The 20,504-nt window shown below is 47.0% G+C and carries 13 protein-coding genes and 1 pseudogene; 8 read left to right on the plus strand and 6 right to left on the minus strand.

Annotated elements, in window-relative coordinates; translation table 11 throughout:
- The first annotated feature begins 384 nt into the window (after nucleotides 1-384).
- Nucleotides 385-1,533: a PKD domain-containing protein gene (locus B5D35_RS11650; protein ID WP_078752750.1), complete on the plus strand. Its 1,149-nt coding sequence runs from the start codon at nucleotides 385-387 to the stop codon at nucleotides 1,531-1,533.
- 184 nt (nucleotides 1,534-1,717) lie between these two features.
- Here the strand turns inward: B5D35_RS11650 and yccS are convergent, their stop codons facing one another.
- Entirely contained in the window at nucleotides 1,718-3,892 is a 2,175-nt protein-coding gene (yccS, locus tag B5D35_RS11655; protein ID WP_078752751.1) for a YccS family putative transporter, read from the minus strand.
- 200 nt (nucleotides 3,893-4,092) lie between these two features.
- On the opposite strand from yccS, the gene helD reads away from it, so the two are divergent.
- A complete protein-coding gene (gene helD, locus B5D35_RS11660; RefSeq protein ID WP_078752752.1) occupies nucleotides 4,093-6,171 on the plus strand; it encodes a DNA helicase IV in 2,079 nt (692 codons plus the stop codon).
- Nucleotides 6,172-6,259: 88 nt separating this feature from the next.
- On the opposite strand, the gene rluF is transcribed toward helD, so the two are convergent.
- From rluF to B5D35_RS11675, 3 genes are all read right to left on the minus strand, one after another.
- Nucleotides 6,260-7,546, minus strand: a complete 1,287-nt coding sequence (rluF, locus tag B5D35_RS11665; RefSeq protein WP_078752753.1) for a 23S rRNA pseudouridine(2604) synthase RluF — start codon at nucleotides 7,544-7,546, stop codon at nucleotides 6,260-6,262.
- Nucleotides 7,547-7,834: 288 nt separating this feature from the next.
- Complete coding sequence (locus B5D35_RS11670; RefSeq protein WP_078752754.1) at nucleotides 7,835-9,295, minus strand: HD domain-containing phosphohydrolase; 1,461 nt, start codon at nucleotides 9,293-9,295, stop codon at nucleotides 7,835-7,837.
- Between the two features lie 73 nt (nucleotides 9,296-9,368).
- Nucleotides 9,369-9,860 carry a hypothetical protein gene (locus B5D35_RS11675; protein WP_078752755.1) on the minus strand — a complete coding sequence of 164 codons (492 nt, stop codon included), beginning with the start codon at nucleotides 9,858-9,860 and terminating at the stop codon, nucleotides 9,369-9,371.
- 353 nt (nucleotides 9,861-10,213) lie between these two features.
- Between B5D35_RS11675 and B5D35_RS11680 the strand changes: the two genes are divergently transcribed.
- From B5D35_RS11680 to B5D35_RS11690, 3 genes are all read left to right on the plus strand, one after another.
- Nucleotides 10,214-10,948, plus strand: a complete 735-nt coding sequence (locus B5D35_RS11680) for a PilZ domain-containing protein (RefSeq protein ID WP_078752756.1) — start codon at nucleotides 10,214-10,216, stop codon at nucleotides 10,946-10,948.
- Nucleotides 10,949-11,047: 99 nt separating this feature from the next.
- Entirely contained in the window at nucleotides 11,048-11,668 is a 621-nt protein-coding gene (locus tag B5D35_RS11685; RefSeq protein ID WP_078752757.1) for a chemotaxis protein, read from the plus strand.
- A 25-nt stretch (nucleotides 11,669-11,693) separates the two neighbouring features.
- Entirely contained in the window at nucleotides 11,694-12,428 is a 735-nt protein-coding gene (locus B5D35_RS11690; RefSeq protein WP_078752758.1) for an oxygen-binding di-iron domain-containing protein, read from the plus strand.
- A gap of 132 nt (nucleotides 12,429-12,560) precedes the next feature.
- Here B5D35_RS11690 and B5D35_RS11695 read toward each other — a convergent pair whose 3' ends face one another.
- Nucleotides 12,561-14,192 carry a VRR-NUC domain-containing protein gene (locus B5D35_RS11695; RefSeq protein ID WP_078752759.1) on the minus strand — a complete coding sequence of 544 codons (1,632 nt, stop codon included), beginning with the start codon at nucleotides 14,190-14,192 and terminating at the stop codon, nucleotides 12,561-12,563.
- Between the two features lie 102 nt (nucleotides 14,193-14,294).
- Here B5D35_RS11695 and B5D35_RS11700 point away from each other — a divergent pair, with 102 nt between their 5' ends.
- The 3 genes from B5D35_RS11700 to B5D35_RS11710 all read left to right on the plus strand — a co-directional run bounded on the left by B5D35_RS11700 (nucleotide 14,295) and on the right by B5D35_RS11710 (nucleotide 19,663).
- The gene (locus B5D35_RS11700; RefSeq protein WP_244556570.1) at nucleotides 14,295-15,743 is read left to right on the plus strand and encodes a phosphatase PAP2 family protein; all 1,449 of its coding nucleotides are present in this window, start codon (nucleotides 14,295-14,297) and stop codon (nucleotides 15,741-15,743) included.
- A gap of 287 nt (nucleotides 15,744-16,030) precedes the next feature.
- Nucleotides 16,031-19,087: a D-2-hydroxyglutarate dehydrogenase YdiJ gene (gene ydiJ, locus B5D35_RS11705; RefSeq protein ID WP_078752761.1), complete on the plus strand. Its 3,057-nt coding sequence runs from the start codon at nucleotides 16,031-16,033 to the stop codon at nucleotides 19,085-19,087.
- A 159-nt stretch (nucleotides 19,088-19,246) separates the two neighbouring features.
- The gene (locus tag B5D35_RS11710; protein ID WP_078752762.1) at nucleotides 19,247-19,663 is read left to right on the plus strand and encodes a VOC family protein; all 417 of its coding nucleotides are present in this window, start codon (nucleotides 19,247-19,249) and stop codon (nucleotides 19,661-19,663) included.
- 41 nt (nucleotides 19,664-19,704) lie between these two features.
- Here B5D35_RS11710 and aqpZ read toward each other — a convergent pair.
- Nucleotides 19,705-20,397 (minus strand): annotated as a pseudogene (gene aqpZ / locus B5D35_RS11715) (aquaporin Z).
- Between the last annotated feature and the right edge of the window lie 107 nt (nucleotides 20,398-20,504).

A 20,504-nucleotide genomic window follows, 5' to 3' on the forward strand; every position in this document is an offset into this window, starting at 1 on the left:
TTTACATAAAATTTTCACACACCACCGAAATATATATGCACTGCGTGTTCGGCATACTGTGACGCCAACATATTAGACAGAGGAGGAGTGTAAAAGTAGGTAAGACTGCCAACTTTCCGTTGAGTCTCAGTTATGGAGCGACTGTCTGTCCTATAGCTAGCTAAAAATGGACGTTGAATGAAGGAATGCAATTTAGAGTTGATTGGCTCGACAAGGAGATATGTCAAACATCATCAAGATGTTTGAAAACCCTTAGCGACTCGCTGAATTGTATCGAATGGCAGTATGAAAAAGGATTATAGAGGCCATGCCCAAGGAAACAGCGCCTTACCACCGTAGAAATGTGAAGAAAATTTTAGTTATCTACTTCGTATCTGGCACCAATTGCCAGCTTGGCACAAAATTGGTGTGGCGTCTTTTGCGTTACTGACATCCATGGCTGCCATATGGCCGGATGATAACTTTGAATCACTTGGAGAGCCTTCGCCAGAAAAAAGCATTTCTCCTTTTCTTGTTTCGCCTGCCGAGGCATATAGTGGGTCGCACTCGTCTTCATCAGAAAATGCATCGTCGTCGAAAAAGGCTGAGATTCAACCGAATGCCGCGCAACGAAATTCTGCGAAAGAAATAGCAAGCAGTCCTGTGTCAATGCAGCCTTCTAGTCGAACTGATAAAGCGGTCAGGTCGAACGATCGTAAGGTTGAGAGCAACACCTTGGTTCATCATACGACAGATGGAAAAGAAGAATCCTCCACAAACAACGACACTGACAAACACTCAGATAAAGGAAAAAAGGTGCTAGTGACGGGCAATCAGCCTTCTCAGCGCTTTTTACCTAGCAGTGATTTGCAAACAACCCATGAAATTCCGACAGAGGTTAAACGTTCGGGTTCGAGAGACAAGTCGGACGGAAATAGAGTTTACGTTCCGTCATCTCCGCCGGTCAGTGCCCATTATGCACCTCGATCTCGCCTAAGAGAGATTGCCTATATTGAGCCCGCTAATGCTGGACATACCAATGTAAAACATTTGCGTTCAGGAAAAGCGCTGAGTTTTAAGAAAGATCAAGACGGTGAACTCGAAGAGTTCTATATCGAAGTCGACGGTTTGAATGTGTCGGTCAGAAACAACAGTTATGATCCTGATGGTGAAATTGTGCACCACTATTGGGACTATGGAAACGGGAAGGGCAGCTTAGAGCAATCACCGAATTGGTCTTATGACAAGCCAGGTGATTACACCATTGGATTAACCGTTTACGACAACGATGGCGCTTCAAACACTTACTCGCATGTTGTCAGTGTGGATGATGGTAATGTACTTCCCAAAGCAGATTTTGCGGTTCAAACCTTTGGATTGGAAGCAAAAGCGGACAACAACAGCTTTGATGTAGACGGTGAAGTGGTAATGGCACGTTGGGATTTTGGCGATGGGCGAACCAGTGATGCATTTTCACCTGAGTGGCGATACAAAGAGCCGGGCGCATACGTGGTGACGTTAACGGTACTGGACAACATAGGGGCGGCCCACTAGTTTGAACGCCTTGTCCATGTGGATACCGGTAACATTGCGCCAGTAGCAAAGTTTACCGTAAGAACGGTTGCCAAAGATTCGAGTCTTTACACCCGTCAGCCGGATGGGACATTCGCTAAGTTGAAGTGAAATAGGGCAGGATAAACGCCGAGCGAACGGCCGTTCGCTCGGCGTTGAATCACGGTTATGATTTAGAGCTTTTCAGGGCTTTTTGTGCCAACCCATCGGTCAGAGCGTGCATCTCCGGTAAAATCCGATGAATAAGATGAAGCTGCTGAAGTACCATTCGTGCAGAACTGCTCTCTTCATCACGCCAACGTTCGAGGTGTTTACCCAATGCACTGTCTAAGCAAGGCGTTGCATCCACCGTTGCGCCTGACAGTTTCTCAATCAAACAGTCGAGCTCCTCATGAATGCCTCGGTGCGCTTTCGACACCAATTCATGAATACTGTCGTCGTCCATCTGCATGCGGTGTGCACCCAAGGTCGATATGTAGCTCAGCATTGCGTGGTTAAGACATAAGAAACGGAAGCTTTCATCAATGGCGGTACGGTAACGGCCTGGCTCGGCAAGCATGTTACTGATTGCGTTGGTGAGATGAGCATCGTTGTTGTGCGCATCGCGTCTTGCCACTCGGTACGCAACCGTATCGCGTTTACCGATTCGGTATTGACCAATAATTTGCCCCAAATAATCACGGTTAGCAGACACGGAGTCTTTCATAATTCCGCGAAGCCTGTGAGCTTGCCAATCCGGCAATATGTAACGCACGGCCACCACCGAGAGTAAGCAGCCTGCCAGTGTGTCGCCCAATCGAGGCAGTATGACGGCGAAGCCTTCACCCAGTTGGTTGAAACACATCAACACTAGCAAGGTGATAAAGGCAGTTGCGGCTGCATAATGCGTGGTTCGGAAGGCAAAGAAAAGCACTCCAAATAACAGCATTAACACCAATTGTCCGGTAAGGTCTGGGAAGAAAGTGAGGAGCGGTAAGCCAATCACCAAGCCCGCTAAAGTACCGGTGATCCGCTCTGTGAGCTTGCTTCGTGTCATGGCATAGTTGGACTGACAGACAAACAAGATGGTGAGTAAAATCCAGTAGCCGCGCGTCAAGTCAAAGCCTTGAATCACACCGTAACCTGCCGCCAGAGCAATACAAAGACGCACTGCATGTCGAAACAACAGAGATTTTGGGGTGAGCTGAGAGCGAATACGGGAAATTTTGTCGCGAAAACCGTGGGCGTCAGAATCGGCGATTTCTTTGTCTTCGTCCGTTTGTGTCGCATCAGGGTTACTGATATTGGCAAGTTGTCGTTCAATGGTTGCCAGATTTTTGAACAAATAATCTAGCTGTCCATGTAATGGCTTCCACTCAGGGTTGTCCTGCGACTTGATATAAAGCAAAGACTCGCTGACCTCGTCCAGTGCTTTTACGCTCGCTTCACCATGCTGGTACGGCTGGGATAGGGTCAGGCATTGTGATACATCCAAGCAGGCTTTTGCTTGCAAGCGCATCAGGTGCTGAAGCCTAAACAGTACATCACTGTGGAAGAAAACTTCTGCCAGTTCTTGGTAGCGGTAGTGAGAAGAACTGGCACGTTCGTGAATGTCTTGAGCCAGGAAATAGATTTTTAAGAACTGGCGGCCTTCACTGCTTAATCGGCCGCCTCGCACACGGTTAAGTAGGGTCGCTTTTGCCACGTTCAACGCATTCACGACAACGGCATTTTCTTTGGCATTGCGAAGCCGAAAAGGTTGTGGAGCCAAATTGCGCGAGGGGTGAAACATATTTGATTTCTGTTCGAGGAACCCCGACAGGGTGTTAAAAACATTGGCCAGACTTTGTTGAACGGGTTGCATTGGCCAGAACAGCAGCCACACCAGCGAGATGACGCCGTACCAAGCCGCTCCCGCAAGGAGCAAAGAGGGTTGGTACCAAATGGAGGGAGATTGATGTGCGCCCAACATGGTGTAAACGGCAATTAGCAAGGAAGCAAAAGCTATGCTTGCATAGCGGGGCCCTATCGCACCCAGCATGATGAAACCAAAGGTTGAACTGGTTAAACCCAGTACGAACAGTAAGGGGTAATCGAAGAGAAGCTCGACAGAGACTGTGGCGATAGCAAAACAAAAAAGCGTAGTCAGTAAGGCGGATAGCCTTCCCGACCAATTATCGTCCGTTTCAGCTAATGCAGAAGCGATAACACCGAGAACTAAGGGGGTGATTGCTTCGGAAGCACCCAGCCACCAACAAGGGATAGCCACGCCAACTAACGCAATAAAAACACGGACACTGTAATTTATGCGACTGTTTGCCCAGTACTCACGAAAAGAGAGAGATGCGCGTTTCGAAATCATGACAGCTTAGAGAGATTACGGATGACCGTAAGATAGCAGATTGGAATACGCATCCAAGGGGTGAGATCAAAATCACGCTCTAATTCTTTGTATTATTCTGCCAATAGCGTGTTTATGCTGGTGTTTTATCCAGTAGTACATGAGAAAAAGGCGAGAACTTGGTATGCTGGCAACTCTTCTCGCAACAATAGTTTACCGACATGATACTCAGTGCTAATCGTTTGGCTCAGTGGCTTGTGCAAGGTGATCGCTTCAGCGTCACGCTCGATGAGTTCAATCTTGTTTTTGAATCCAAACATTTCACCGAAACCGTGCCTTTCTCTATTTGGGATGGCCAATGCAGGATCACACGTGGTTTATTGTGGGGCAAAGTGACGTTTATCGTTTCCCCCTCTGATCAACCTGCCAAATCCATCACCGTGTATGGGCTGCCCTGGCGACAACTGGCTGCTTATGCAGAGCATTTGACGGACACATATCAGGTATGGCTGTCGAAGCAACAGAGCAAATTCTTCCTTGTTGAACCGATTTTCAAAGAACTTACGCAAGAACTGAACACGTTTTCGGGGTATTTACGCGACGAAGATTTGTCTGCGTGGAAACTGAAAGCGGAGAAGTTGCTAGCAGAGAGTGACGTGTCCCCCCAAGTTATCGCGGCTTCAAACCCTTCCTTGTATCAGTCTTTTTATGCGTGGCTACAGCAAGGCGATGCGAAAAGAGTGGTGAAAAATGATGTCTGGAAACAAGAGGAACTGGAACGCTGGTCGACATGGTTTGATGGCGTAGAATCTTCGCCGCTGAATCCGTCTCAACGTGACGCGGTGTTGATGGACGACAACCACAATTTGTTATTGGCAGGTGCAGGTTCAGGTAAAACCAGCGTGCTAATGGCAAGGGCCCAGTATCTGGTACAAAGCAAGGCGACACAAGCCGATCGCATCCTCATGCTGGCGTTTGGCAAGAAAGCCAGCGAAGAAATGAAATCGAGACTGACCCGCGCGCAGCTAGCCAGTGTCGAGGTCTCGACTTTTCACAGTTTTGCTATACGCGTAGTCAAAGCGCTTTCTGGCGATGTACCTGTGATTTCGGCATTGGCGACCGACGAAGAAGCCAAAATGAGCTGGATGACGCTTTGGCTGGCAGAGAACCTCTCTGTACCCACGACGGAGAAACGTTGGCTCAAGCATCTAGAACAATGGTCAGTTTCAGGCGTGTCGGCAGACAGGCCGTTAGTTGAACAAGCCCACGAACCGAGATTGCACAAGTGGTTGTGGCGACATCTGGATTTGCTGAATCAACAAAAAGCGTCGCTAACCAATGTTAAAAAAACGGTCAAAGGCGATGCGAAAGCAGAAAGCGAGTTGGCGCTTGTCTGGCCGTTGGTGAAGCACTATCAGGAGACGCTATTAGTGTCTAAATCTTATGATTTTGAAGGCCTGATCCGCGAAGCCACAAAGTTACTTGCTAAAAAATCGGCCACATTTGCTGCGAAGTATGACCATGTAATGGTGGATGAGTATCAGGATATTTCGCCGTCACGCATGGCCTTACTCGATGCGGTTTGTGGCGGTAAAAGAGACCGTGCTCCCGCGCTGTTTGCTGTGGGCGATGACTGGCAAGCGATCTACCAGTTTGCCGGCGCTGATATTCGTTTGACGACGGAATTCCTTCAGCGGTATCCAAAAGGTGTTATCCGTTATCTGGATACCACGTACCGATTTAATTCTCAAATTGGCGCAGTCGCTAACACCTTTATTCAGGCTAACCCTGCGCAGTTGGAAAAACCGTTGAACAGTGTCTCGATGCAGAAGAAAAAAGCGGTATCGCTGATTGGCGAAAACGAGATTCAAAGCCAGCTGGAAAAAGTAACGAAAGAGGTAGGTGATAAGTCAGCATCCGTAATGTTTATCGGTCGTAACCATGCTAACAAACCTGAGCTGTTTGCAACGTGGAAAAACGCATGGCCTTCATTGCAACTTTCATACGTTACGGCGCATGCGAGTAAAGGTCTTGAAGCGGATTATTGCTTTATCGTCGATGTGAATGACAGTGTTTTTCCTGCCAAGTGTAGAGGCGAAGGCCTAGAGGCAGCGCTGCTTCCCAGTGAAGACACGTTTGAATATGCGGAAGAGCGGCGGCTGTTTTATGTGGCATTGACGAGAGCGCGAAAAGCGTGTTGGATTTGCTGCAACCCCGAGAAGCCATCGGTATTCGTTATCGAATTAGCGAGAGATTATCCTGTGGTATCGAAACTGTCTCGAAAGGTGTTGGCGGTATAAGTTCGGGCAGAGAAATTTTGGACATATATGGACGTTAATGGCTCGTCGATATATGTCCAGCTTACTCATTTATTCAGCCATGTGTGCCTTATGGACGGCGATCTTTAGGCTTGCGATTTTTTGGTGCGCCACTGTTGCGTGGCCCTTCGCGACGTGTGTTATTGTCGCTACGATTTCCGTCCTTGTTTCCGCTTTCACGACGTTTGTCGTTTGGGCGTCCTTGGTTTGGACGGCCGCCAGAACGGCTTCCACTCGGGCGATCGCTATTTGGACCGCTTCGGTCAGATCGGTTGTTCTCATTTCGCCCACGATCACTGCGGTTGCGATCTCTGTCAGCGCGGTGTTCCGGACGCCCATTGTCATTACGGTCGCTTTCTGAACGAGAACGGTCTGAACGTGCGCTTCCTTGGCGGTTACCGTCTTTACTAAAACCGTCTTTATGTGCGCCATCACGCGCTGGACGATCTTTCGAAAAACTGCGCTTATCGCCATGACCCGAGCGTTGGCCATGTTTAGATTTGGCTTTTGGCTTGGCGAAAGAAATCTTGCCAGACTTCAGGTTTTCTTGCGCGGTATCACTGGTGCCACGTTTCACATCACCAGAGGCAATGCCTTTGTGTTCGTAATCTGCGTCTGGCTCGAACGTGCCTTTTGAATGAACAACAGCGCTGTTGATCTCATCCATCTCTTTTTCGGTCAGTTCACGCCATTCACCGAGTTTCAGGCTACCCAGCTTAACGTTCATGATGCGGATACGCTTCAGCTTGGTCACTTCAAAGCCTAAGTATTCACACATACGTCGGATTTGACGATTCAAACCCTGTGTCAGGATAATTTTGAAGACAAACTTGCTTTGGCGCTCGACGAAACAAGGCTTAGTCACTGTGTCGAGAATCGGAATACCATTGGACATCAGTTCTACAAATTTAGGCGTGATAGGTTTATCGACGGTGACGATATATTCTTTTTCGTGGTTATTACCCGCACGAAGAATTTTGTTCACGATGTCGCCATCGCTTGTCAGGAAGATCAGCCCTTCAGAAGGTTTGTCTAAGCGACCTATCGGGAAGATACGTTTAGGGTGGCGGATAGCATCAACGATGTTGCCATGCACATTGCGGGCAGTGGTGCAGGTAATTCCAATGGGCTTGTTGTAAGCAATGTAAACGCGGTCAGATTTGTTTTCTGGCACAGTATCAATGCGTTGGTTGTTTACAAGCACTTCATCGCCGGGCATTACTTTCGTGCCAAGCTCTGGCACGATACCGTTAATGGTCACTTTCTGCTGTTCAATGAATTTGTCTGCTTCGCGACGCGAGCAAAAACCAGAATCACTGATGAATTTATTTAGACGTATTCCGCTATTTGTGTTCACAAACGTTTCTTATCTCAAATTAACTGATCGCGTTTAGCTGAAAACCCAACGTAACATGGTGGTCGAAATCGATGACATGCTGTGGTTATCATGCTTCTTGATGCCCCAATGGGTGATATTGCCATCTCTATTGAGGCTTTTCTCAATGTAATCGGCGATTATACTTGAAACTGAACACCCAAAAATAGCCACATGAGCGGTTTTTTGTTAGAGATAAAGACTGGACGCGAGGAAAACTGGGCTTAGTGCCCGATGGCGCGTAAATCAACGGTGGATCAACAGGACTTATCACGCCGCATGTGACGCTTTATCGCGGTATCTGTCCGCAATCTCCGTGAACTCCTTTTCGCACACTAAAAAGGCTTCCACCACTGCGGGGTCGAAGTGCGTGCCGTTGCCTTCTAAGATGATGCTTTTGGCTTTCTCATGGCTGAATGCAGGTTTATACACTCGCTTAGAGATAAGCGCATCATATACATCTGCCACGGCCATTAATCGCCCTGACAGCGGAATATCCTCACCGCCGAGCCCATTTGGATAGCCAGAACCATCCCACTTCTCATGGTGTGAGGCGGCAATCTCTTTCGCAAACTGAAGAAAGGCAATGCCGTCCGAATTTTTCTCTGTGATTGAGAGGGCTTCAGCCCCTAATTGCGCGTGCATTTTCATGATTTCGAATTCTTCGTCAGTCAACTTCCCGGGTTTGAGTAAGATGGCGTCGGGAATACCAACCTTACCAACATCGTGCAGAGGTGCTGATTTATACAAAAGGTCGATGGTCTGCTCAGTGAGATAGCTGGCATACTTCGGTGTTTTTCTTAGCTGCAAGGCGAGGGATCGGACATAAGATTGTGTGCGGAGAATATGGGCGCCTGTCTCGTTATCCCTGACTTCGGCCAACGTCGACAAACCAATTATTGTGGCATCCCGTGCTTTGTTGATCTCCTCGTAGCTGATTTTTAGGTCATGGAGCATCACGTTTGTGTAGTAAGCGACAACCCCCAGTTCACCACTGTGATTACAGGGTAACTTCTCACTGAAGTCGCCTTTAGACGCTTGCTTCATTGTGTGAATTTGTTTTTGTAATTGCTGGTGGATGAGCGCCATACCGTTTTGGGTGATCACTGCTATATAGGCCAGTACAATGATAGATACATAGGCAAACTCTTTCAAAATACTGTCAATGTCAGCAATCGCAGGTTTGTGTTCTGTGTGCTCGACAAGCCAAAGTAAATCTTTCGTCACCACTAGCCCTAACAGCACGGTTACCATGATGACGAGAAGCATTGCTCCCAGCCCTACCTGTTTCGCAAGCGGCACCACGTTTTCAGGTTTAACGATCGATTTTATTTGCGTTGGGGTGTCCTCGCGGACGCTAGAAATAGAAAGGTCAAGGCTGATAACGATACCCAATAGAATGAAGCCAAAAATAACTTTCAAATTACTCTCTAGTGGAAAGTTGTAGAGTACGTAGTACCACGTTGCCAGACAGATGCCTGCCATCGTGAAAATACCGATATTGGTGATGAGATTCACTTCCTGATGCTTAATGGCACGCATGAGTTGTCTGATGAAAAACAGCACAATAAAAACAGTCGCAGTCTGGATAAATAAGACGGCAGGAGGAAGCGTGTCGAGAAAGGGGCAAACCCGAGCGCCATACAGCGTAAAAACGACGACCCCGACAGCATAATGAAGTATGCCGCGTGTGAAGGAAAAACGGCTTCTGTTGTCAGTTAGCTGATTCATTGTGGCTGCTGCCTATACGTGATTTCCTGTCTCATCATTAAGACGCGGGATGTTTTAAGTATATTTCAAATTTTCACAGCCGCTTAACGCCGCACTCAAGCGACGTGTGAGTTTCAGAATCTATGAAAATCACAACATGGTATTCATAAGGTGAGATGCTGCTTGTTGCCCTAGCATCCGGTTGGCTAAGGGCTTTCTTCGTGAGAGAACCGAACGCTTCAAATGTGAAGGCAGAGCGTTGGTCGGTCACCGCTATGCCTAATTTGGAGCAGAGAGCAATGCTATTCATCAGTGTTGCTTGAAGCGTTGTTTCGTTCATCCAGTCCAGTGACAATTTTGCAAAATAGCGCTCATTGGCCAGCACTATCTCTCCGCTATCAATGACCTGCTTCTCGCCGCTGTCGGTAGGCGTCCAACTTTGATTGAAACCGAGGAGTGACAGTTTCTGTTTTAGATGACGGCTTTCCGAGGCGCGGTCTGACGCAGATGCCGCCGCGCTGAATAGCAACGGGGCGCAGAATAGAGCGAAAGCGAGGCTGAAAGCTTTATAACAGTGATGTTTCACATGACCATCCCAACAAATACATAGACTGGTCTTTTAAATTATAGCCATTACCTTAAAAACTGACTTATTACTCAATACTTGTATTAATGAATCATATTGAGGATATTTTTAACGCGTCGTTCTTGGTGATGTTGTTAAGCGTCAAGTCCCTTAAAATAAATGCGTTTTATCGCTATATCACATTGAATTAATGCCATCTTTTGCCTATACATTATTAATGCGAAAACGAGAACTTGATGCGTAACTTTACATTCAGCATGTAAAAAATACCGACATTAACGAAACGCATCGTTCGCAATAACCAAGAGGTTTCGATTGCGATACTGACCATGCATCACCGGCGGGAGCATTAAATGAATACAAATTCTACGCAATCAAAGAAGCCACCGGCGAAGCAAAAAGAACGCGTTGTCATGGGACTACAAGCCATGGATTTCATCCAACATGGCACAGAAGCATCGCTAGATATTGTTACGCCGTTGGGTCAACGCCTTCACTTTAAAGCAAACTTTATTGGGTTTGATGATCAGCAAAACATCTTCTTTACCATGCCTAAATTGTCTAAAGGGGATTACGAAGAGTTCTTCATGGAGGGATTCAACGTTGACATTGAAGGGATCTCTGAGCAGGGAGAAGGGGCCCTCATCAAGTTCCGGACACGAATAGAGCATGTCATTTATCGTCCTGTACAACTGTTAGTGTTTCCTGTGCCGCAACAGGCGAAATTGGTCTTGTTGAGAAATGAAATACGATATGACTTGAGGCTGCCGAGTGATATTCAGCTCACCAATCGGAAGTTGCGCGTTATTTTGATTGACGTGTCTTCCGGCGGTTGTGGATTTAGTTATGACGCGATTTCACCCGAGTTCGATGTTGACCAACGCATCGTTCTGGAAGTGGTTAACAGTGCGAATGGTGATACTTACGCACTGAGTGGTGCGATTAAAAATGGTCGGAAAAAACGGGGTAAGCAAACCTATGGAATGGTGTTTGATGACCCTGGAAAAGCGAACTGCCGTCGTCTGCTGTCTGTGTTGATTTATGACGGCACGAAATACGTCTTTAAGAACCCTAAAAAAGAGGTTTAACGTAAACTTGAAACCGAGAGGTTCGAGTTTGCTTTCATTCACAAAGACTTGTGTTAAGACGTATCCTCGCGCGAGTCATCAACATAAGAAGTTATCAGCATGACAGAAGCCACATCAGAGAGTGATTTTGTCACAGCAGCAGTCGTGGCAGCGGAGCTTTTTAAGGCTAGGGAAATCGCGAACAACATATCATTGACAGCGAGTAACGCCCGAGCTTTGGCATTAAGGGCTGGTCAAGGCGCTGCGGGTTTTCGTGCGATCACTGATTTCATTGATATGCTGGCAGACAGCACGGTGAAAACGTCAGACATTATCAATCTAAAAGCGGTCACTATCAGTGAATTAGCAACGACGCTTGAGCGGATGGAACGGTCAATCGAATATTATGCGAAGGCGGCCAAATCTATTGAAGGTTGCGAGCATGTCAGCAGCATACTGCAGCCCCTTAATAATATGCGGGAAGCTCACGGTAAGATTACACGCCAGTTTTACCGTGAAGTCGATAGGCTTTCAGATTTATTGGAAAACCTCTCCAGAGAAATCAAAACGGCATCAGTACTTTCAGCAATGTCCCGCGTGGAAGCCTCACAGTCTGGGAAAGAGTATGAAGATGGACTCAATGTCGTTGCAGACAATGTATCTGAAGCCGCAGACAAAATTCAACGACACATAATGGTATCAAGGTCCTTATGCTTGGATCTCGCTGATGATGTCTACTGAATTCGACTAAAAGGAATATTTAGGCATGCTAACGCACGAGCTTTTTTCTTCAGAAACGCATCAATGGTTTATGTTTGGGCGTGACTCTTCTAAACCTGAGAAAATCATCGATACTAACCAATATATGATTCGCACGCCGGGCAGTGCTTTGCTGATGGATCCTGGGGGTATAGAGATATTCTCTGCGATGCTCGCAGCAGTAGTAAAACAAGTCCCAATTAATCAGATCCGTCATATTTTCGCTTCACATCAAGATCCTGACATTATTTCATCGTTAGGGCTGTGGGATTCTGCGTTAACGGATACCAAATTGCATGCTCCTTGGCTATGGGAAGGGTTTATCCGTCATTTTGGTATGAAGAGCATAGAATATGCACCGATTGCCGATGAAGGGAGAAGTCTTGTTCTGAATGGGGTGGAGATTCGCTTTATCCCTGCTCATTACCTCCATTCTTCTGGTAATTTTCATGTCTACGACCCTGTCGCCAAAATTTTGATGAGTGGTGATGTGGGGGCGGCAATGGAGGCTGAGGGTGCACCACTAGAAGTGGGTGACTTTGATGAGCACATACTGAAAATGAAAGGGTTCCATCAACGTTGGATGCCATCAAATGAAGCGAAAAATGATTGGATCCGTCGCGTACGAAAACTCGACATTAAGATGATGTGTCCACAGCATGGCAGAATTTTTACGGGCGACAATGTTGGAAAATTCCTTGATTGGTTTGAACAGTTAGATGTCGGTGTAGCGATCAAATAGCCATGTTTAACCCGTGACATTGAAATTCGGTTCATCGACAAAAGAACACATAAAAGGGCCTACTGCAGGCCTTTTTGCTTTTCGTTATTTATAAACAACGTTTGAGCCAATCGGGTATGTCAGCGATGCATTTTATGCATCATGAGACGTGGGCTGTTTAACGTACAGTACGTTTGCAGCAATGCCGTGAAGGTTAAGAAAATTTAACCATCTAATTTGGTGATGTTGCAGTTTATCTCCTGGGCCCTTTATTTCAACAAATTGGCAGTTACCTTCTTTGACCATAAAGAGGTCAGGGTGGCCAGAGCGGTTGGTTTTTGGGTCAAAAAGAATTCGCCTAAAGCAGGCTACACATTGTTCGGGTGTTAGGCTGCTTATTGCCGCAGAGAGCAATGCTTTATCGATATACTCCCAGTGGACCCAGTCATTCGCGATCCCTTTTTTCTCATCGTAAGTATCAAGGATGCTAGCGAGGTCATGCGTTAGCGCATCAAGACGGGCGAAAATTTCTTGCTCTCGTGCCTTCACAAAGTCAGGTAAGTACATATCTTTCGGGCCTCTTTGAAAGGGGTTAAGGAACGCGCCGGGTTTAGGGAGAAAGATAATGTCCCAGAACGCGAGCCCAAACAGAGCGTTAAGAACAAGGTTTTCGCTAAACCACACCTCCCAGCCTTGGTCGACAAAATAATCAGCGCAGACTAGTTCAACGCGTTTTGTTAGCGCTAGCGTAATGGTCTCTTCTTTGAATGTGTTTATGACGTTGGCTGACCCCGTCATTACGCCTTTTTTCGCCAGTTGTTTTACAAGCCTTTCTGCTACATCTTTCTCGTCTTCGTTGTAAGGGGTATTGAGCATTGTTGCTACTGTCTTTGCGGCTTTTTCAGGTTCTCCTCGTGATAACGCAATACGGGCCAAGCGCTCCCTCGCGGGAGGCATTGTGCTTTGAACATAGAGTTGCTCGGCGATGCTTGTGTCTCCTAAGCGTTCTAAATCACGCGCAATGGCATTGATGAGTCGACTACGTTTTTGTGCCAATGGTGGCCACTCAAATAAAGGTGGGAGCTTATTGACGATCTCCCTAACTCGCTCACGCTGTTTGCTCTCTACCGTTTGCCAGTATTCCTCCGCCAGTGTTGAAAGGCTGAGCCAGGCTTCGAGTTGGCTTCTTTTCTCGAACAGTCGGTCTTTGATATTTAGCGGTACTTTTTCGTATTGGTAGATCCCTAAATCATTCACGACAAACTCACTGAGATTTTGGCGAGCATTACCAAAGTAAAGCAGCAGCAAAATGGGCATTACGTCATGCGAAATGGTAATGCAACGATAGGGGAGAATTGGGCTTGAGTCAGCTTGTCTCACTATTACTTCGACTATCTCATTTTTTTTAGCCGACGCTTTGAGTGTCAATGTATCAAATAGCCTTATCAACTCCGGTTTGGTGTGCAGTTCAAGCAGCATGTTGAGATCGGGAGTTGTGGTGGCAGAGATAAGCGTAGATGAAACGAGAGCATCTAACGCACTGGCAATACATGGAATTTCTGGGTACGTAAATTTGTCCTCTCGGAACCAATCCCCTTTCCGAGAGAGCATGCGAACCAGTAAAGCTTGGGCGGGCTGAGGAAGTGTTTTAAAGCGGGTGATCCAATCCGTTTCACAGGCCAATAGCAAGTCTGGATAGCGTGAGGACACGGTATCGAGAATTGATCGAAAGTTGCTCAAATAATAAAGCGGTGGAAGGAGGGAAGTGACTGCTGGATCTGCCATCAATGTCTTCAATCAGTAAAACGAAAACTAAATAGAATTATGACAGCACCTAATGTGCTGCTTCAACGTCGATAACAAAATAGTTGGATAGGAACACGGATAGTGAGAATACTTATCACCGTGCTGGCTTGCTTGGTGCCTTTTTTTGCGCAAGCCTCGTCAAATGCAATAAACAGCACACTTCCCATAGAGGCTGCAGATTGCCTCATTGTGGACCATGACCGCAATATCGTGATGATTGAAGAAGCCTTAAGTGGGAAGCTCTCTATTCCTGGAGGGTCAATCATCGGAAAAGAAACGCCTCAAGAAGCCGCTAAACGTGAAACGATGGAAGAAACGGGCATGAATGTCGAGGTGGGTAAGGAAATTGCGCAAACCTACAACTCTGCCATTTATGCCTGCAAGGTGTTGGGACTTCCTCGGTATTTTGAAAATGCAAACGGACAGCACCTTATTTATTCATGGTACGCCCCTCATTTTGGGAAAGAAGTAAAACGTGTGTTATTGATGCCTGACTCGCAGGCGATGCGTGATCAATATCGGTTTCCTGAGCACAAGTGGATGTTTGATAAATGGACGAAGTTGGTTGAACCGAGTCGGTTTCGGCTAACTCGTGATGCTCACAGCGAACTCACGGCCTTCTATGGCTACCAATTGTCTTGGTTGGAAAGCTTGCGGGCGAAAACATTCAATGGGGGCCTTTCTTCCACTCTAGGAAATACAGTGATATTGGTGGGAACGATTGTTTCACCAGTTTTCTTTCTGTTGACGTTGCCTCTGGTGCGAACGTTCCTTGGTCATCGTGCGTTACTGATATTCAGTGCAGGGATGTTGTCGACGGCATCCGTCACGTTAATACTTTCAACCATTATCCACGTTCCTCGGCCGCTCTATGTCGAGCCGATGTTTGGCTACCATGACACCCTTGGTTTTACGCTCCCCAGTACCATGCTGACACTGACTACGTTTGTTTTCACCTGTGCATGGGTGTTTTGGAATGAAGATAAATACCCTAAAAGACGTCTCTGGGTTGCTTTATTGGGCGTCATTCTGATGTCAGCTTCAACGGGAAAAGCCATGTTGTTGGGGGAACATTACCCTTCGGATATGATCGTCAGTATCTTGTTAGGTGTGGTCGCCGCGCTGAGTCTTTTGAAAGTGAAAGAACTGCGATTTGCAGATCGGTCACGAATACTGACATCCACACGTTTTTGGGGGACGGCGTTTGTGATAGTGGCGGTTATTGGCACTGTGATACACAAGCCACAGCTTATCTATTTATCGGCACTGACATTGGGTGTCTTTTGTGCACTAATTTGGTTAAAGGTATCACCTGTTTATGTGTCGCCAGTCCGTAAAAAGTACAAGATAGCCTTTTTTACGGCAGCTACGGCTGGAATCATGGTGGTCATGTTGTTGGATAGGCATCTAACTACCAATACGGCGATCAACGAAATTATTGTGCTGTGGAATTGTATTGCGCTATGGGCGATCTCCGTCTGGTTGTTGGTGCTTCTGCCAAGAATGTTCTATCGATTAGTGAAAAAGTAATTCGCCGTGTACTCAATGCATTCTTTCCAAAACGCAGGCATTCTAATGTTTAGTTCCTCTTATTTTTCCCCTTAATCCAATGCTTTTCGGTGGTTAAGTAATCGATTGCGCTTTGATGCCTGTCACACCTGATGTAAAGTAATTGTCCCCAAGCGATATAAAGCGGGCGCACGTATGGCCACTGACTTTGCGCATTTATATGGTGTTTGGGTTTACCATAAAAATAATTCGTTTTATCGCCAAAAGCCGTAAGGATAGACGGCGACATTGAGGCATCAGGGAGCAAGATGTTACCAGCATTAAACCACCAATCTGTCATTGACCCCATCGTTAGCCAATTTTTAGACACGCTTAAAAGCAAAGGATTTAATGGCGAGGTCGAGACCTTTTATGCCAGCCGGCTTGCAGTGGCGACAGATAACTCTGTCTACCAATTGTTGCCTCAGGCTGTGGTATTCCCAACTTCGGTTGAGGATTTAACGTTACTTGGAAATGTGTGCAAAGATGGCACCTACGAAGGTATTCGCTTTTCTGCACGTGGTGGTGGCACGGGAACAAACGGCCAATCTCTAACGCAACATATTGTCGTCGATATGTCTCGCCACATGCGGAAAATCATCGAAATTAACGCGGAAGAAGGCTGGGTGCGTGTTCAGTCTGGTGTGGTGAAAGATGCGCTAAATGATGCATTAAGACCGCATGGCTTTTTCTTTTCACCCGACCTCTCAACCAGCAACCGAGCGACCGTTGGCGGAATGATCAATACTGATGCGTCGGGGCAGGGCTCACTTCGCTACGGGAAAACGTCGGATCACGTGCTGGCATTAAAAGCCGTGTTGGTAGACGGGTCCGTGCTCGATACCGAGCCTGCTGATTTTTCCGATCTTGCTGCGATTTCGCCGACAAACTATGCGGAAAAAGCACTGAAAGCTGTTTCTGAAATCTGTAAGTCGAAGCGAGCGGAGATCGACGCGAAATTCCCACCGTTAAATCGATTCCTGACGGGTTATGATTTAAAAAATGCCTATCAACCTGATACCGATTCGTTTGATATTGCACGCGTACTTTGTGGTGCGGAAGGGTCGCTGGCGTTCATTGCTGAAGCCAAATTAAACATTACCCCCATACCTAAAGCGCGCACCTTGGTGAACGTGAAATACGACAGTTTTGATTCTGCGCTTCGCAGTGCTCCCGTGATGGTTGAAGCGAGTGCTTTGTCGGTGGAAACTGTTGATTCGCGGGTGTTGAACCTTGCACGTGAAGACATAGTTTGGAATTCGGTGAGTGACCTGCTGCAAGATGTGCCCGGCAAAGATATGCAGGGCATCAACATGGTTGAGTTTGCGGGGAACGATGACGCGGAAGTCACTGAGCAAGTCAGGTCTCTGTGTGAGCGTCTCGATGTGCTTGTTGAAGAAGGTGATAAAGGCGTAATCGGCTATCAGGTATGCTCCGATTTGGCGTCGATTAACCGTATATACAATATGCGTAAAAAAGCGGTAGGGCTGTTGGGTGCGGCAAAAGGCGCAGCAAAACCCATCGCGTTCACGGAAGACACCTGTGTGCCGCCAGAAAACTTGGCCGATTTTATCGTCGAGTTTCGAGAGCTTTTGGATAGCCACAAACTGAACTACGGCATGTTTGGTCATGTGGATGCGGGGGTACTTCACGTTCGGCCGGCACTTGACATGTGCGACCCTGAGCATGAAAGGTTGATGAAAATCATCTCGGATCAAGTGGTTGCGCTGGTGGCTAAATATGGCGGCTTGATGTGGGGTGAGCACGGTAAAGGTTTCCGCTCGGAGTATGGCCCTGAATTCTTTGGTGAGGAACTGTTTGCTGAGCTTCGCAAAGTAAAAGCAGCATTTGATCCAGACAACAGAATGAATCCGGGTAAAATTTGTACACCTTTCAATAGTTCAGATCAACTGGTGAAGGTGGAAGATAAAAAACGCGGGGCGTTTGATCGCCAGATCCCGGTGACGACCAGAGACAGCTTTAAGCAGGCTATGGAATGTAACGGTAACGGCTTGTGTTTTAACTATGACACGAGCTCACCGATGTGCCCGTCAATGAAGATCTCCTACGATCGAAGACATTCACCGAAAGGACGAGCTGGCATTGTTCGAGAGTGGCTGCGTCTGTTGGCTGAACAGGGTGTTGATCCTATCGTACTTGAAAAAGAACTGATGGAGAAAACGCCGACAATCAGGCAGATCTTTGCGCGTTTTAAAAACACATGGTCAGCCAAAAAAGATGAATATGATTTCTCCCATGAAGTCATGGAAGCGATGAACGGCTGTTTGGCGTGTAAGGCATGTGCTACCCAGTGTCCAATCAAAGTCGATGTACCTAGTTTTCGCTCGCGTTTCATTAATCTCTATCACAGTCGCTATCAGCGTCCGGCTAAAGATTATCTGGTGGCGAATATAGAATCGATGCTGCCTTGGATGGCCAAAGCGCCCGTTGTTGTTAATGCCTTCATTGAGCCTAAATGGGCAAGAAAGGCAACGGAGAAGGCGATAGGCTATGTTGATGCGCCAACCTTGTCCGTGCCAACACTGAAAGAGTCTTTGGATGGACATCATGCAACAAAATTCGATTTGGTTTGGCTGCAGGCACTCAGCGAAGAAGAGCGTAGCCGCTACGTTATGATTGTTCAGGACCCCTTTACGAGCTTCTATGAAGCGGATGTGGTTCGAGACTTTGTTGCGTTGATAGAAAAGCTGGGTAAGAAGCCTATGTTGCTGCCGTTTAAACCCAACGGTAAGGCGCAGCACATCAAAGGTTTCCTGAAGAAATTTGCGAAAACGGCCTCATCTACGTCAGATTTTCTGAACCAAGTGGCAGCACTTAATATTCCCATGGTGGGTGTTGATCCTGCGTTAGTGCTTTGCTATCGCGATGAATACAACGAGATTCTGGGTGATAAACGGGGTGAATTTGTTGTGCATACCGCACATGAATGGCTGCTTGGTGAGATAGACGGTCTGGCAGTACGAGAAAAAAGTGCCGATTCGGATGCGTGGTACTTGCTCGCGCACTGTACCGAAAAAACCAAGATGCCAAATGCGGAAGCGGAATGGGGGCGTATTTTCACGCACTTTGGTGCTACATTGGAATCTGTTTCTGTAGGGTGTTGTGGTATGGCCGGTACCTATGGTCATGAGTCAGATAAGCTTGAAACATCGAAAGGCATTTATGGGCTGAGTTGGAAGCCTCGTCTAGAATCACTGCCGATCTCGCGTTGTATGGCAACGGGTTACTCGTGTCGGAGCCAAGTGAAGCGTTTTGAGCACAAGAAGCTTTATCATCCGGTTCAAATTCTGTTGAAGTTTGCTTAACCACCCTCAGATTGGTTAACAACCAAAAAAGGAAGCGATACGTTCGCTTCCTTTTTTATTTCTGTCACTCATGTCTCGCTGCGTCTTAATAGTTAGGCGAGACAAATATCACGGTCTGATAGTCTTACACATATCACAAAACCAACAGGAGCTATCTCTATGAGCCAGCTTCAGCCGCATATTACGTTTCATGGATTGTGCAGAGAGGCGTTGGATTTTTACAAACGGGCACTCAATGGTGACGTTGCAATGCTACAAACGTTCAATGACTCTCCGGTTGAATTTCAACAACATATTTTGGATCGTGTCATGCATGCAGAGTTTGTGTCGGCAGAGGTGTCTTTTTTTGCTTCTGACGGATTAGACGGGTCGTTGGCGCAAGGTTCCGGCGATGTTGCATTGTATGTGCGTTTTGACGATGAAAAACGTCAGAGTCAGGTGTTTAGCGCACTCTCCGATCAAGGGGTGGTTGTCATGCCTCTTGACTATACGTTTTGGAATGTTCGCTTTGGTATTTTGACGGACAGGTTTGGGATACGTTGGATGCTGAGTTGTCCGATGAAAGCGTCTGAATAAAGGACTAAAGCCTCATGGTTTGAGGCTTTAGTCCTTGTTATTTAGTCTTCGTTGGGGCTAAGCCAACGATAAACGACACCCGCAATGAGTGCACCGATAATCGGTGCTACCCAGAACATCCAGAGCTGAGCGATAGCCCAATCACCAACAATCAAAGCAGGACCTGTACTTCTGGCTGGGTTAACGGACGTATTGGTCACCGGAATACTGATAAGATGAATTAGAGTGAGGGAGAGGCCAATCGCCAGCCCTGCAAATCCAGGGTTAGCTAGGTGGTGAGTCGCACCAAGAATGACAATGAGGAACATGAAGGTCATCACCACTTCGGTAATAAAACCTGCTTGCATACTGTATCCACCCGGAGAATGTTCACCATACCCGTTGGACGCAAGACCTCCGGCCAGATCAAACCCCGGTTGGCCGCTGGCGATGATATAAACTGTGAACGCACCTAAGATAGCCCCTGCAACTTGTGCCATGATATAAGGCAATAGTTCAGCTGTTGGGAATCGACCGCCAGCCCAAAGGCCGATAGACACCGCTGGATTGAGGTGGCATCCGGAAATATGGCCGATAGCATACGCCATGGTAAGAACGGTTAAACCGAATGCAAATGCCACACCCAGAAAGCCAATACCTAATTCAGGGAAGCCAGCAGCGAATACTGCACTGCCGCACCCCCCTAGGACTAATCAAAAGGTGCCAATAAACTCTGCTGTTAGCTTTTTCAACATAACATACCTTCCTTTCTACGTTTTTGTTCGTAGGGAGCTTATTCTGATAACGCGCAACGTGAGCAAACGTGAATAAATAGCTACTCAAGAAGCGGAAACACAAAAAA

This window comes from Enterovibrio nigricans DSM 22720 (genome assembly GCF_900167155.1).
Taxonomy (GTDB): Bacteria; Pseudomonadota; Gammaproteobacteria; order Enterobacterales; family Vibrionaceae; genus Enterovibrio; species Enterovibrio nigricans.